Origin of the sequence: Alcanivorax nanhaiticus, assembly GCF_000756665.1 — a bacterium.
Taxonomy (GTDB): domain Bacteria; phylum Pseudomonadota; class Gammaproteobacteria; order Pseudomonadales; family Alcanivoracaceae; genus Alcanivorax; species Alcanivorax nanhaiticus.
In genome coordinates this window covers 82,728-96,237 of the sequence record NZ_ARXV01000005.1, presented here as the reverse complement: position 1 = coordinate 96,237, position 13,510 = coordinate 82,728, and the positions used below count along the sequence as shown (strand labels likewise).

Here is a 13,510-nt window from a genome sequence, read left to right as displayed (position 1 = left end):
CTTTCCCCAATGTGTGTTTTTGTAATCGGGATTTTAGGGGCCGGAGGGTGGGGTTATAACCCCTACTTTTTAGTGGTATCAGACAGTGGGAGCGAGCCAAAGCGACATCAGTTCCGGCCGGCTGCCAACCTGAAAATTCCGGTACAGGGCCATGATGTAACTGTGCACAGTGCTCTCGGCCAAGCCCATTTTCTGGGCGATATCGGCTTTGCCTAGTGGTTGCAGAAGCAGGTGAACCAGCTCGCGCTGCCGGGGGGAGAGAGGGCGTTCACACTGCGTGGCCAGCCCGCGCTCCAGCATCAGCCAGTGATGCAGACGGGGGAAGGTGCGAATGAGCTCCAGGAGTTCGCGGCTGTCACTGTCCGAGAATGTGGTCCCCGTCCGGTCGGCCAGCAGGTAACTCTCCGCTTTGGTATTCAGGCTACGGATGCCAAGCAGGCGGTCACGGGCGGAGTTGTCCTGCTGGAAATCTTTCAGTTCGCTGAGTCGATGGCAGCGGTGCGTGCCGATGTGCTGGATGGATTCACGGGTCAGGGGAGAGATCGTACCGGTCTCCTTGAAGCGGGTCTGACAGTCGTCAACGTATTGCCAGTATGCCTGTGCGTCAATCTGCCAGTGAGCCACATCCATCACCTTCCAACCCTCCATCCAATCGATCACCGGTGTGTCGCGGCCATAGTGGCCGCTAAAGGTCATCAGCCAGCTGGTGCTGTCGGCATTCAGTGCTCGCCGGGCCAGCTCCAGAAGGGCTTGCAGTCCTTGGCCGGTCTGCCAGGGAGAGATGCTGTTGATGATGCTGTGTAGCTCGCGATGGCTCAGGTTTTGCCAGGCTGGTGTCACGGTGATTTCCCCAAGACGATGCGCCACCCCCATGGCGCGAACGGCCTTTATCTTGCCAGAAAACCATGGCGAATGCCTTGCGGAGGGGCTCCTTCACCTCCTCTGTACGGCTCGCACCTCATGCTAAGGATCCCTTATGGAAGGACATGTGCGTGAAAATCGGGATCATCCTTGGTGACCAACTCAGCCTGCATTTGCCGACGCTGGGAGAATTAGACCCAGACCAGGACAGACTGGTGATGGCCGAACTGCGTGATGAGGCCACCTACGTCAAACATCACCAGCAGAAGATTGCCCTGATCTTCAGCGCCATGCGGCACTTTGCCCACGATCTGGAGCAGGCGGGCTGGCGCGTGGATTACTACCGTTATGACGAGCATGACTTTAGTGATTTTTCGGCACTGATTGCCGGGCGCTATCGCGATGCGGAGGAAGTCGTGGTCACGCAATGTGGCGAATATCGACTTCAGCATGCCATCAACCAGGACTGGCAGGCGCGTAGTGGTGTATCGATCCGCTGTCTCGATGACAGTCGTTTTTTGTGCTCCCCGGACTTCTTTCAGAAATGGGCGTCAGGCAAGAAACAGTTGCGCATGGAATTTTTCTACCGGGAAATGCGTCGTCATACCGGACTGTTGATGGAAGGCGATGAACCGGTAGGTGGCCAATGGAATTTCGACAGTAACAACCGGCAACCCTACAAAGGCAAGACACCCCTGCCGCCCGAGCTGACCTTCGAGCGCGATGATATTGATGAGCAGGTGCTGTCTCTGGTCGCGGATCAATTTGCTGATCACATCGGCACTCTGGATCAGTTCCAGTGGGGCACCACCACCGCCCAGGCGCAACAGGCGCTGGCGCATTTCATTGAGCATCGCCTGCCACACTTTGGTGATTATCAGGATGCCATGGTGACGGGTGAAGACACCCTGTTTCACAGCCTGCTGTCGCCCTACATCAACCTCGGTCTGCTTGATCCCATGGCGGTGTGTCAGGCCGCCGAGCAGGCGTACTTTTCCGGTGAAGCACCGCTCAATGCCGTGGAAGGTTTTATCCGTCAGATCATCGGCTGGCGGGAATACGTGCGCGGCATTTACTGGTTGCTGATGCCGGACTACGCCGCGGAAAACCGGCTTGGTAACGACCGGCCATTGCCGGCGTACTACTGGACCGGCGAGACCAAAATGCACTGCATGGCCGAGTGTTTCCGCAATACCATCGACCATGCCTACGCCCATCATATCCAGCGTTTGATGGTGACTGGCAACTTTGCCTTGTTGCTGGGCGTGTTGCCGGAAGCGATCTGTCAGTGGTACCTGGAAGTCTATGCGGATGCCTTTGACTGGGTGGAACTACCCAACACCCTGGGCATGGTCATGCATGCGGATGGGGGGTATCTGGGCAGCAAACCCTACGCCGCCTCCGGCAGTTACATCAATCGCATGTCGGACTATTGCAAACACTGCCAGTACAACGTGAAAACGGCCAGCGAGCCGGACAGCTGCCCGTTCAACAGCCTCTACTGGCATTTCATTCACCGCCATCGCCAGCAGTTCTCCGGAAATCACCGCATGCGCATGATTTACCGCAATCTGGAGCGAATGGATCCGGCAAAAGTGGATGCCATGTTGACGCGCGCAGACACCTTGCTGGCAGACCCGGATGCGCTATGACGCCGACATGGAAAGGCAACAAGGCGTCGCTACCGGAAAAAGTGTGTCCGGTGTGTGGGCGTGCGTTTAGCTGGCGAAAAAAGTGGGCCCGCAATTGGCATGCAGTGATCTACTGCAGTGAGCGGTGTCGACGGGAGAAACGGTCCCCATGATCACGGTAGTGTGGTTTCGACATGACCTGCGCGTTCAGGATCAGCCCCTGCTGCACAAGGCGGCGGCACTGGGAGCCCCGGTGTTGCCGTTATATGTGTTGCCCGAACGCTGGACCCGCCCCGGGCAGGAAGGATTTGATCGGCTGGGGCCTGCCAAGTCCGTGTTTCTTCAGGAATGCCTGGCAGACCTTTCTGCCTCACTGGATGTCCTCGGGCTGACACTGAACATGGCACTGGCCTCTCCTGCTGCATTGCTCGGGCACTGGCATCAGAGTACTCCCTTGCAGGTTGTCACCGCTCATGCCGATGCGCCGGAAGAGCAGCAGGACATTGACGCCCTTCGGGCGGCTGGCATCACTGTGTACGAAGTGGACTCACGGACCCTGTTGCCGTCTTCAGCGCAGTCCTGGGAAAGCAGCTTCCCGACCACGTTCAGTCGTTTTCGTAAAAAGGTGGAGCGCCGTGGTGGCCCGCAGGTGCCGGCCGCAGAGGGTGACCCACCTTTACTTCAGGCGGCGACGCCTCTGCCACTGCCGGAGCGGGTTGCTTCAGTCGTGGCGGCGCTGGGCGCACGGCGAGGTGACTGGCAACGGGACTCACAACATTATTTTTCGTTGTCCGGTGGGGGGCAGGCCGCTCGCCAGTGGCTGTATCAGTATCTGTTTGAAGAGCGCCATATTCGTCATTACAAGGCGACACGCAATCAGCTCATTGGCACAGGCTACTCCAGCCGCCTGAGTGCGGCCCTGGCCTGGGGTTGCCTGTCGGTGCGTCATGTCTGGCATGCCATTCTTGACTACGAACAGCAATTCGGTGGTGACCAGCACAGTTACTGGTTGCGCTTCGAATTACTGTGGCGAGAATTTTTTCACTGGTCCCAGCGTGAATATGGCGCGGCCATTTTTCGTTCTTCCGGCCTGCAGCTTTTCGATCACGAGGGGGCGGTTTGCCGCGAGCGAAACGAAAAGGCATCGGACTTCTGGCAGGCCTGGTGCGCAGCGGAAACCGGGCTTCCCTTTATTGATGCCAACCTCAAAGAGCTGATGGCCACCGGCTATCTTTCTAACCGGGGGCGCCAGAATCTTGCCAGCTTTCTGGTGCATGATCTTAAGCTGGACTGGCGTAGCGGTGCGCGCTGGTTCGAGCATCATCTGGTGGATCATGATGTGGCCTCCAATTGGGGCAATTGGGCTTACATCGCGGGCGTGGGACACGATGCGCAGGGCGGCCGGCGTTTTAGCCCAACCCGGCAGTGGTGGCGCCATGATCACCATGCGGACTTCGTGCGTTACTGGTTGCCGGTGATGAACGGCCTGTCCCGGCAGCAGATTCTGCAGCGGCATTTTGCTTCTGATGCAGAGTCCGCCTGGCAGGGTTATCCCGTGCCGATTGTCTCCCTGCCCGACAGTGATCGGGAGGTCTCGTGACGACGCAGGTGGTCTGGTTCAAGCGTGACTTGCGCATCCGGGATCACTGGCCGCTGGCGGAGGCTTGCCGGGCTGGCCCGGTGTTGCCGCTTTACATCATCGAGCCGGAATATTGGCAGCAGCCTGATAGCAGCGCCCGACAGTGGGCTTTCATTGCGGAATCCCTGCGTGATTTGCGTCGCCAGCTGGCGCGTCTCGGATTGTCGCTGTGGGTGGTGGAAGGGAATGCGCTGGAAGTATTGACGCAGCTGCGGCAACGGTTGGGTGCATTTACCCTGCGCAGCCATGAAGAGTATGGCGGTAACTGGACCTACCGGCGTGATCTTGCGATCAAACGCTGGTGTGATGCCTCCGAGGTTGTCTGGCAGGAAACGGCCCCCTTTGGCGTGATGCGCCCCTGTGTGGATCGCGATGACTGGGCGGAGCACTGGCACGACTTCATGATCTCGCCGCAGGCAACATTGCCCGCCACCTGCGAGGCGGCGGCGCCGTCACCGGTCTGGCCAGACTTGAATGTGCCGAGAGGCGAGGGCAGGGAGCCTTGCCCGGGGCGTCTGCGCGGGGGCTCGGAAACCGGGGAAGCGGTGTGGCAGAGTTTTCTCGAACAACGGGCGCGGGGCTATCGCGGTGGGATTAGTGCTCCGCAAAAAGCCGAGCACAGTGGCTCGCGCATCAGCCCTTACCTGGCGTGGGGGTGTCTGTCATTGCGGCAGGTGGTGCAGCAGCTCTGGGAGGCCCAGCAGCAGGCGCCGGCAGGGCCTTTGGCCAATGGGCTGTCAGCCTTCGAGTCACGCTTGTGGTGGCACTGCCATTTCATTCAGAAACTGGAAGACCAGGTGGAGATGGAGCACCAGAGTCTTCATCCCGCGCTGCGCCATTTGCGCAGTGAGCCGGGGAATCCACAATGGTTGCAGGCTTGGCAGCGTGGTCACACCGGTTGGCCACTGGTGGATGCGGCCATGCGCTATCTGCATCACCATGGCTGGATCAACTTCCGCATGCGCGCCATGTTGGTGTCCATGGCGTGCTATCCGTTGTGGTTGCACTGGCAGCAGCCGGCATTGCACCTGGCGCGGTTATTCGTGGATTACGAGCCGGGGATTCATTATCCGCAGATACAGATGCAGGCCGGCGTCACCGGCATCAATGCCCTGCGTATGTATAACCCTACCCTGCAGGCGCAAAAGCTGGATCCCCAAGGCGATTTCATTCGTCGCTGGGTGCCGGAATTGCGAGGCGTATCGTCTACCTGGATTCATCAGCCCTGGCACATGGGCGGGCGGCAGCAGAAAGAGAGTGGTGTGCGTATCGGTGAAGACTATCCTGCTCCCCTGGTGGATTTTGATGTGGCAGTGCGGGCGGCCAGAACCCGCCTGGCCGAGGCCCGGCATCAGGCTGGCTTCCGCGAACAGAGCCGCGCGGTTAACCAGAAGCACGGCAGCCGCCGGCGCAAATCCCGCACCCGCAAAACCCGCAATGATGATCAGCTGAGTTTGTTCTGACGGGAGACGCGGCACGCATCACGCTTCACGCAACAGGCGCGGCTCCGTAGGAGCGGTGGTTCCACCGCGATCTTTCATCTTCACAAGACATCGTGGTCGCACCCGAAGGGCATAGCAAACGACCACTACTACAATGGGGGCGGCACCCGCTGGCTCGTAGGGCGGTAATGGGCGAATGCCCATCACCGCCGTTGCATCATCGCTTGCAGGCATACCCTAAAGCGCACAGAGAGCTCCCACACTAAACCCCGTGCCCAAGCCGGCTGTCCGCGCGTGTTGCGTGAAGCGTGATGCATGATGCGGCCGCAGAGCGGCAAAAAAAACCGGCGCACCAGGAGGTCACGCCGGTCACAGGCAGATACCGAACAATCAGGGGTTGGTCAGCAAGGTATAGGCGCCGCTGCCGGTCTGCGCTTGCAGGGTCCAGCGGTAGGTGCCGCTGGAAGGCGAAGCGTGCAGTTCCGCCAGGCCATACTGACTGGTCGTGGTAGCCACCGTAGACCAGCTGCAGGCAAACAGGAAGCAGCTGCGGCGTTGCAACGACAGCACAAAGCTGGCATCGGCCGGGCTTTCCAGCCAGGCATTGATGCTGCCACCACTAAAGCTGAAGCCGCTGGCGGGCAAGGTCGCACTGGCACCATTATTCAGTTCACCGTCGTAGCGGGTGCAATCCGGGCATGGGGAGCCGGTTTCACCGGCACTGATAATTTCGGTAGTGCTGCTGGTCTGGTTGGCGGTGTCGGTCACGGTCAGGCGCACGGTGTAGTCACCCGGCGACATGAAGTCATGGCTGATCTGTTCGCCGCTGGCGCTGTTGCCATCGCCCAGATCCCAGTCCCAGGCGGCCACGCCACGGTCATCACTGGAACCGCTGGCATCCAGCTGACACTGGGTGCCCTGACAATCCGCATTAAAGGCCGCCGTCGGCAGACGATCAATGTCGGACGCGTCATCCTGGGTAATCTGCAAAAGCCGATTGGGAGACTGGCTGCCGGCATTGGCAATCACACCGCTCACGCTGTCATTAATCAGCGCCTGGTTCACCGCGTCGGGCCTGGCGCTGGGATGGGCGCCAAGATACAGGGCTGCTGCACCTGCTGCATGAGGGGCCGCCATGGAGGTGCCATTCAGGCGAGCGGTCTGGGTGTCGGTTTCATACCAGGCAGAGGTGATGTCGCTGCCCGGGGCAAACAGGTCGACACAGGCGCCATAGTTGGAAAACGAAGAGCGTCGGTCGGCATTGGTGGTTGCGCCTACCGTCAGCGCCTCGGCCACCCGGTTGGGCGATCCGTTACAGGCATTGGCGTTATCGTTGCCTGCGGCTACCACCATGGTGACGCCGGCGTTCACCGCGCTGCGCACGGCATTATCCAGTGCATCGGAATTGCCGCCGCCCAGCGACATATTGGCCACCGCCGGTTTGCGGTGGCTGCCTGCCACCCAGTCGATACCGGCAATCACTGCCGAGTTGGAACCGCTACCGTTACAGTCCAGTACCCGCACCGGCGCAATGCTGGCTTCCTTGGCCACACCGTAGGTGCTGCCCACGGCCGTGCCTGCCACATGGGTGCCGTGGCCATTACAGTCATTGGTATCGGCTGGGTCCACACTGCCGCCGCCAAACAGGAAGCCGCCCGTGCTGACAAAGTTACGACCCGGCACCACTCGCCCGGCAAACTCCAGGTGGCTGCTACGCAGCCCGGTATCAATGACGTATACGGTCACATCACCGCCGGCGTTGTCCGGGTAACGGTAGTCCCCGTCCAGTGGCAGCGCAGGCTGATCCACCCGATCCAGGCCCCAGGTGGCATCGTCCTGTACGGCAATGGCAGTCACCTTGCGGTCCGGCTCAATGGCCAGCACCCCAGGCAGGGCTTGCAGCAGTGATGCCTGAAGCGGATCCAGTTGCACCGCCATGCCAGTGAAGGCGTTTTCATAGGTATAAAGCACATCGCCACCGCCGACACCGGCCAGCAGAGTGGCAATGGCGGTAGGCAGGTCGACCACACCGAGTCGACCGACAATATCGGGGGCCAGCGTCACAATGTACTGATCATCAATCACTTGCCCGGCTTCAGAGCCGCTCTGCGCGGTCTCTGCACCTGCCCAGGCCAGCGGCAGGCCCGCTCCGGCAATCGCCGCCGCGAACAGGGCGTTTCTTGTTGTTATCAGTGACATAGCCGATCCCCTTCAGATTTTACTTAAAGGAAATCTAAAGGGGGGCCGGGTATCTCTCTATGGGTGGGATGTAGGGTTTTTGTAGCTTTGAAAGCGGTTCAGACACCTTCAGGCCTGTGCTGGCGAGGAAACCGGGGAAATGCGAACCCGGTCACTATGGAAAGACGTGGGGCAGCCTCAGAGCAGGCTGCGCAGCTGGGAGACCGTTTTCCATGCCAGCATTTGCATCCGCTGGGAATTGATAGAGGGCTTCGCCAGGCAGGCAAACACCATATCCTTCACCGGCCAGATACAGATGCATGCTTCCCGGGAACGGATAAACAGCTCCTCGCTCAGGCCCTGTTTCAAATCGATCAGCACCCGGTCGCAGGCCTTCTTCATCTCGAAGAACCAGGCATTCTGCTCGTCATAATCCAGCCCCTCACCAAAGTGCACCACCGGCATCCCGTCATTACTGATCAGGGCGACCAGCAGGATGTCATCCGAGGAGGCTTTCAGGTCTTCCAGTGGTGGGGTGAGAGTGGAGAGCTTCATTGTTGTTATCCGTCCGTGGAGGTGTTGGTTTCAGCTTAGGGCTGGGGTGGGTGCGAGGTAAAGATCTTGTTGTATTTCAGACGGTTGGGCAGACAGGCGGAGCGGTGACGGTAGTGAGCGTCATACAATTATTGGACGCTGGCGCAGGGGAGGTTGCTTTGCGGGGGAATAGGGGCTGACAATTTGACACTGTTCATGTGATCAGTGTGTGTTAATATCTGGGCCTATGCTGTAGCGTTTGCAACATAATTGACCCAGAGGATGCCATGGATATCACCCTGTACGATAATCTTGATGATCGCCAACTGATTGAAAAAACAGTAGAAATTTGGGGTCAGCAGGTAGTGGCTGATGTTCTGGAAGTTGACCGTGTAACGGTTAACCGCTGGCTGAAGAAAGGAATGGAGCACAACCTCAGGGGGCTTGAGCGAAATGCCCTTATTTCCAGGCTTCTTCCGACCGGACGCCTCGAAACCCAGTTCGCGGGCAATGAGCAGTTTCGTTTCATCGACTTGTTTGCCGGGATTGGTGGCATCCGGCAGGCCTTTGAAGATGTAGGAGGGCGGTGTGTCTTCACCAGCGAGTGGAACGACATGGCAAGACGCACTTACCAGGCAAATCACTTTGACGACCATGACCATGTTCTGAACACGGATATCCGGCTGATCACAGAGGCGGAAGGTGTCAGCGAAAAAGACCTTATACCGCATATTGACCAGTCTATTCCTGATCATGAAGTGCTACTGGCGGGCTTTCCTTGCCAGCCTTTCTCCATTGCGGGGGTATCAAAGAAAAACGCGTTGGGTCGGTCTCATGGCTTTGACTGCAAAATTCAGGGCACCCTTTTCTTTGATATCTGCAAGATCCTGCAGGCGAAAAGGCCTGCTGCGTTTCTTCTTGAGAATGTCAAAAACCTGAAGAGCCATAACAAAGGCGATACCTACAAGACGATCCTGAAAGCTCTGGATGACGCGGGCTATGATGTGCCTGACCCCAGGGTTATTGATGCTGCTGACTTTCTTCCTCAGCATCGTGAGAGGATCGTGATTGTAGGGTTCAGAAAGGATCTCAATATATCTGAAGGCTTTAGCCTGGCTGATCTGGATGTTCCCGAGGAGGCACCGCTACTGGCAGATATCGTGGACAAGAAAGTCCCGGATAAATATATCCTGACAGACAAGCTTTGGGCGTACTTGCAAAATTACGCGAAGAAGCATCAGGCTGCAGGCAACGGATTTGGTTTCGGGCTGGTAGAAAGCAAGCAAAAGCGGCCGACCAGAACACTTTCAGCCAGATATTACAAAGACGGTTCAGAGATCCTGCTTTCAAGAGGGAAGAACAAGAATCCCCGCAGACTTACTCCCAGGGAATGTGCGCGACTGATGGGCTTTGACAAGCCAGGAGAGTCAGACTTTCGCATTCCGGTTTCGGATACCCAGGCTTACAAACAGTTTGGTAACTCTGTAGCTGTACCTGTTTTTGAGGCAGTGGCCAGAGAGATGCACTCCAGAATCCTAGATGCAAATGGCAAGGGTAAAAAGAAAAAGTACAAAATTAAGCAGCCTGACAAAGGGCAAATGAGATTGCTCGAAGAAAAGGGGAAAATGGCGGGATGGAAAAGCTAGGCCAATATTTTGAGGGGGTTGCCTGGAAATACCTCACTGCAGTGGATGCGGACCCGGGTAAATCCAATCAGCATGAGTTTGGTGGGCTGGTAAAGGCGGGATTCAGGCACTTCCTGGGAGACCCGGGTGAGGAGACGTACAAATTCCCCTGCAGGTTCATGCTTCTTTCTGAAGACAAGGACAAGAGCGCCAGTGTTGATGGTGTCGTCAGCTGGTATGACTCCCGCAGGGGGAAGAGTGGGCGCGGTCCCGAACTAAGGCTTTATTACGTTTCCAATGAAGTGACAGATCTGATTTCGGAAGGGATGTTCTTTCTGATTGCAAAGACCACTTCTGGAGAGCTTATTCTTGTCTTCTGTGACAAGGGAAGTAGTGAAGAAGCCCAGTTACGCTGGCTTTTTGGCCTTGATAGTACAACACATGCCTTTTCCGGCAAGGCCATTGATGAAAACCAGATCAAGGCGAGCTGGTCTGCCAGGTGGGTTCTGGATGAGCTTGGCATTGAGCTGTTCGAGGATGATTCCCGCTATCTGGACCTGATGCTTACCCGCTTTGGTGGTGCCTTCCCAAAGACCAGAGAATTCTCGGCACTTGCGCTTGAGCTGAGCCCTGAAATACAGCCAGTCAACCTTCCTGACACTGCTCTTGTTTCTCTGATGGATAGGGAGGAGTCCCTGTTCCGGCAACTGGAACGGCATTTCGTTGAAGAAAAGCTGAAAAGCGGCTTTTCGGATGTGGAACAGTTTATTTCCTATTCCCTGAGCATCCAGAACAGGCGAAAAAGCCGTGTGGGTTATGCCCTCGAAAATCACCTTGAGTTCCTCTTCAAGGAAAATGGTGTGGAGCATATCCGTGGGGCTGAAACAGAGAACAGATCAAAGCCTGATTTTCTCTTCCCGGGGTTGCCGCAGTATGAAAATCATGACTTTCCTGATAATGGGCTGACTATCCTGGGGGCGAAATCTACCTGCAAGGATCGTTGGCGGCAGGTGCTTTCAGAAGCTGGCCGCATAAAAAGGAAGCACCTCGTTACCCTAGAGCCGGGTATATCCGGCAATCAGCTTGATGAAATGGAAGCCAATGACCTTCAGCTTGTTGTTCCCTCATCAATACATGAAACGTATAAGTCGGAAAAGCGGGAGTGGCTGTGGAACCTCTCTGATTTCATCGAACATGTACGGGACAAGCAGGGAAAATATCTGGGTGAGTAGCTATGGCTGATGTGGTCGATAAGGCAACGCGCTCAAGGATGATGGCGGGTATCAAAGGGAAAGATACCAAGCCGGAAATGCTGATTCGGTCGGAGCTTCATCGAAGAGGATTCAGATTCAGGAAGAATGTCAAAGACCTGCCGGGAAAGCCTGATATCGTTCTGCCAAAATATAAAGCTGTAATTATGGTCAATGGCTGCTTTTGGCATGGGCATGAATGCCATTTGTTTAAGTGGCCGGCTACGAGGCCTGAGTTTTGGCGAGAAAAGATAGGTGGCAACAAGGCAAGAGATCTGAGGAATATTAAAGAACTTGAGTTTTTGGGGTGGCGGGTGCGGGTAGTATGGGAGTGCGAGATAAAAGGTAAAAGCAGCGAAGAGCTTGGCCATTTATTGAGTTCTATCGCTGACTGGATTAACGGATAGAAAGCGTGCCAGTAGCGTGATGGGTGGCGATCCTCCTTCTGTGAGGTTTTGGGTGGTGGTGTTAATTGAGTTCAGCTATTTATGTTTGCTGAATAATGATTTTATGAAACTGACCAGATTAATCCAATAAACTATAAGAGGACTGCGTGTTTCTGGCTGGCGTTCTTCGGTGGTGCTGCTTTCGTCTTCGGCGTAATCTTTTAGATCGGGGGGGGCTGAATTTTTATTTTCAGTTTCTTCTTCATTCTTGAAAAGTTCATAGGCGTCTGTGTCAAAAAGGTTGGCGGACTGGATTTCGTTAAGGGGCAGAACGATCTCGAAATCTTCTGGCGAAAGATGGGCTGCATTTCCGTTGCTGATATGTTCATACATTAGGTCATAGAATGTAGTGAATTCAGCTTTTCCGCTGTCTTTATCACGGAAGCCACTCATGAGAGGGAGGATTCTGACAGCTGTTCCCTGCGCTGCCGGGTCTACGGAAGTCACAATAAATCCGACATATATTTTTCCGTTTCCCATTGTGAACGAGATTGCCATGAGTTTTTGTACTGCTCGCAGCATTAAAAGTTCAAGGTCGTGGTTTCTTATGGCCTGAAGGAGAAGAAATTTTTTAAATCCAGGGATCAAGTTAAGTGTGTGGCCGAGGGTTGAGCCAATAACGAGCGATGTCGCCGAGAGGAATAAGTACTGCAGCTCCGTTTTATGATCTTCGTAAGTCAGGCCGGGTATAGCAGAGCATATTGATTTGATGATCGTTGTGCTTGGTTCTATGTTGTAAGCAATAAGGAGAAGGTGAATTAGGAATGAAGATGTGAGAAGGAAGCATCCATAAAATGCAGCTCTAAAGTAGAGTCTATACCCGTCTTCTCGAGCGCAATTATATCTTGAGCCCGCCCAAGAAACTGAAAAAGCGTAACCGGCAAGGAGGGGAAGTAAAAGTAGTGTTGCTACCGTCACGTTAAATTAGCGGATGCTTTCTTTTCCGTTGTTCTAATTCTTTTGATCGCAGATGCAGTTTTCAAGACGCGTCTAGATTTCAGAAGATCCGAAGATCTAACATGCATGACTCCATTGCCAGACACACTGTACTGGGGATCGTCGCGCCTTTTAGCTATCAGCTTGAGTATGTTTGCCATGGAGGTATCCATCTAGTCTGAAATGCAACTTTATGAGTCTAACGATAAACTAAATTTAGTTTCAGGGCCAGCGGAGAGGATAGGTTTAAAGTTCTGTGCCGTGAGTGAAAAGGTGGACAAAGGTAAATAAAGAAGAGAACTTGGGCAGGGACTGTCTCCTGCGTCCAATATTGGGTCAAAGCTATTCACTGGTCAATCAATGGTGCCATAGCTTGCAAGCAAGCTCCCAGAGAGGCTTGTTCATTGGCGTCACGCGTCCGCAAAACGCCACAAAGTCCGCAAAACGCCACAAAAAAGGGCCACCCCATCGGGGTGGCCCTTTTTGTTGTTGCTGTTTGGTGGAGCCGGCGGGAATCGAACCCGCGTCCGTCAGCAATCCATCTGCAGGTCTACATGCTTAGCCAGATCTATTGATTTAAGCCCACACAACCCGATTGGCAGGACGTGAGAGCCGAGCCCCTAAGAGTTTTAACAGCGCGATCCGGGGCGGACGTTGCTGCGAGCCTGTGTTGCGATGCTCGCCGCTCTTCCCCACAGGCAGGGTCGATTGGCGATTAGCAGGGATTAAGCTGCTAGTGCGTAAGAATCGTCGTTTGCGATTACTTTAATGTGCCACAAATGATTTACGAGACTCGTGACCTTCTCGACATGCACCACAGAGTTCAATACCGGCGTCGAATCCAGGTCGGCCCCTGTGAACCTGTATTGTAGGAGATGGGGTGGGTTAAGTCACTTAACAACTGTGTCGGACGATGAAATTTGATTTTGATCAATAATTGAGCGGAAAACGTTACCGGGATGTAAAAA

At 55.5% G+C, this 13,510-nt stretch carries 11 protein-coding genes and 1 other RNA gene; 7 read left to right on the top strand and 5 right to left on the bottom strand.

Annotated features, from left to right (window positions below; translation table 11 throughout):
- Nucleotides 1-78 precede the first annotated feature (78 nt).
- Nucleotides 79-873, bottom strand: coding sequence for a LuxR C-terminal-related transcriptional regulator (locus tag Y5S_RS07905; protein WP_035232016.1), 795 nt, complete (start codon nucleotides 871-873; stop codon nucleotides 79-81).
- Between the two features lie 119 nt (nucleotides 874-992).
- On the opposite strand from Y5S_RS07905, the gene Y5S_RS07900 reads away from it, so the two are divergent.
- Genes Y5S_RS07900 through Y5S_RS07890 form a run of 4 tightly spaced genes read left to right on the top strand, consistent with a single transcriptional unit; the run spans nucleotide 993 to nucleotide 5,594 of the window.
- A complete protein-coding gene (locus Y5S_RS07900; RefSeq protein ID WP_035232227.1) occupies nucleotides 993-2,513 on the top strand; it encodes a cryptochrome/photolyase family protein in 1,521 nt (506 codons plus the stop codon).
- Nucleotides 2,510-2,665, top strand: coding sequence for a DUF2256 domain-containing protein (locus tag Y5S_RS19430; protein ID WP_081939706.1), 156 nt, complete (start codon nucleotides 2,510-2,512; stop codon nucleotides 2,663-2,665). Before Y5S_RS07900 ends, Y5S_RS19430 begins: the two co-directional genes overlap by 4 nt.
- On the top strand, nucleotides 2,662-4,092 hold the full coding sequence (locus tag Y5S_RS07895; protein ID WP_052041464.1) for a DASH family cryptochrome: 1,431 nt from the start codon (nucleotides 2,662-2,664) through the stop codon (nucleotides 4,090-4,092). The genes Y5S_RS19430 and Y5S_RS07895 overlap by 4 nt, the downstream gene beginning before the upstream one ends.
- Nucleotides 4,089-5,594: an FAD-binding domain-containing protein gene (locus Y5S_RS07890; protein WP_035232014.1), complete on the top strand. Its 1,506-nt coding sequence runs from the start codon at nucleotides 4,089-4,091 to the stop codon at nucleotides 5,592-5,594. Before Y5S_RS07895 ends, Y5S_RS07890 begins: the two co-directional genes overlap by 4 nt.
- Before the next feature lie 369 nt (nucleotides 5,595-5,963).
- On the opposite strand, the gene Y5S_RS07885 is transcribed toward Y5S_RS07890, so the two are convergent.
- Both Y5S_RS07885 and Y5S_RS07880 read right to left on the bottom strand, forming a co-directional pair.
- Entirely contained in the window at nucleotides 5,964-7,772 is a 1,809-nt protein-coding gene (locus Y5S_RS07885) for a S8 family serine peptidase (protein WP_035232012.1), read from the bottom strand.
- Between the two features lie 177 nt (nucleotides 7,773-7,949).
- Complete coding sequence (locus tag Y5S_RS07880; protein ID WP_035232011.1) at nucleotides 7,950-8,306, bottom strand: roadblock/LC7 domain-containing protein; 357 nt, start codon at nucleotides 8,304-8,306, stop codon at nucleotides 7,950-7,952.
- 266 nt (nucleotides 8,307-8,572) lie between these two features.
- Between Y5S_RS07880 and dcm the strand changes: the two genes are divergently transcribed.
- From dcm to Y5S_RS07865, 3 genes are read left to right on the top strand one after another with little or no spacing between them, the layout of a single operon-like run.
- Entirely contained in the window at nucleotides 8,573-9,931 is a 1,359-nt protein-coding gene (gene dcm / locus Y5S_RS07875) for a DNA (cytosine-5-)-methyltransferase (protein WP_052041463.1), read from the top strand.
- A complete protein-coding gene (locus Y5S_RS07870; protein WP_035232009.1) occupies nucleotides 9,919-11,142 on the top strand; it encodes a type II restriction endonuclease in 1,224 nt (407 codons plus the stop codon). Before dcm ends, Y5S_RS07870 begins: the two co-directional genes overlap by 13 nt.
- Nucleotides 11,143-11,144: 2 nt before the next feature.
- The gene (locus Y5S_RS07865) at nucleotides 11,145-11,567 is read left to right on the top strand and encodes a very short patch repair endonuclease (protein ID WP_035232008.1); all 423 of its coding nucleotides are present in this window, start codon (nucleotides 11,145-11,147) and stop codon (nucleotides 11,565-11,567) included.
- A gap of 75 nt (nucleotides 11,568-11,642) precedes the next feature.
- Here Y5S_RS07865 and Y5S_RS07860 read toward each other — a convergent pair whose 3' ends face one another.
- Together Y5S_RS07860 and ssrA are read right to left on the bottom strand one after the other, a co-directional pair.
- The gene (locus Y5S_RS07860; protein WP_035232006.1) at nucleotides 11,643-12,524 is read right to left on the bottom strand and encodes a hypothetical protein; all 882 of its coding nucleotides are present in this window, start codon (nucleotides 12,522-12,524) and stop codon (nucleotides 11,643-11,645) included.
- A 515-nt stretch (nucleotides 12,525-13,039) separates the two neighbouring features.
- Nucleotides 13,040-13,396: a transfer-messenger RNA gene (ssrA, locus tag Y5S_RS19295) on the bottom strand.
- Nucleotides 13,397-13,510: the final 114 nt, after the last annotated feature.

What these genes read in the sequence shown, in the direction of transcription:
- dcm (WP_052041463.1), top strand. Translation starts at nt 8,573, where the DNA reads ATGGATATCACCCTGTACGATAATCTTGATGATCGCCAACTGATTGAA.
- Y5S_RS07880 (WP_035232011.1), bottom strand. Translation starts at nt 8,306, where the DNA reads ATGAAGCTCTCCACTCTCACCCCACCACTGGAAGACCTGAAAGCCTCC.
- Y5S_RS07895 (WP_052041464.1), top strand. Translation starts at nt 2,662, where the DNA reads ATGATCACGGTAGTGTGGTTTCGACATGACCTGCGCGTTCAGGATCAG.
- Y5S_RS07905 (WP_035232016.1), bottom strand. Translation starts at nt 873, where the DNA reads ATGGGGGTGGCGCATCGTCTTGGGGAAATCACCGTGACACCAGCCTGG.
- Y5S_RS07865 (WP_035232008.1), top strand. Translation starts at nt 11,145, where the DNA reads ATGGCTGATGTGGTCGATAAGGCAACGCGCTCAAGGATGATGGCGGGT.
- Y5S_RS07885 (WP_035232012.1), bottom strand. Translation starts at nt 7,772, where the DNA reads ATGTCACTGATAACAACAAGAAACGCCCTGTTCGCGGCGGCGATTGCC.
- Y5S_RS19430 (WP_081939706.1), top strand. Translation starts at nt 2,510, where the DNA reads ATGACGCCGACATGGAAAGGCAACAAGGCGTCGCTACCGGAAAAAGTG.
- Y5S_RS07870 (WP_035232009.1), top strand. Translation starts at nt 9,919, where the DNA reads ATGGAAAAGCTAGGCCAATATTTTGAGGGGGTTGCCTGGAAATACCTC.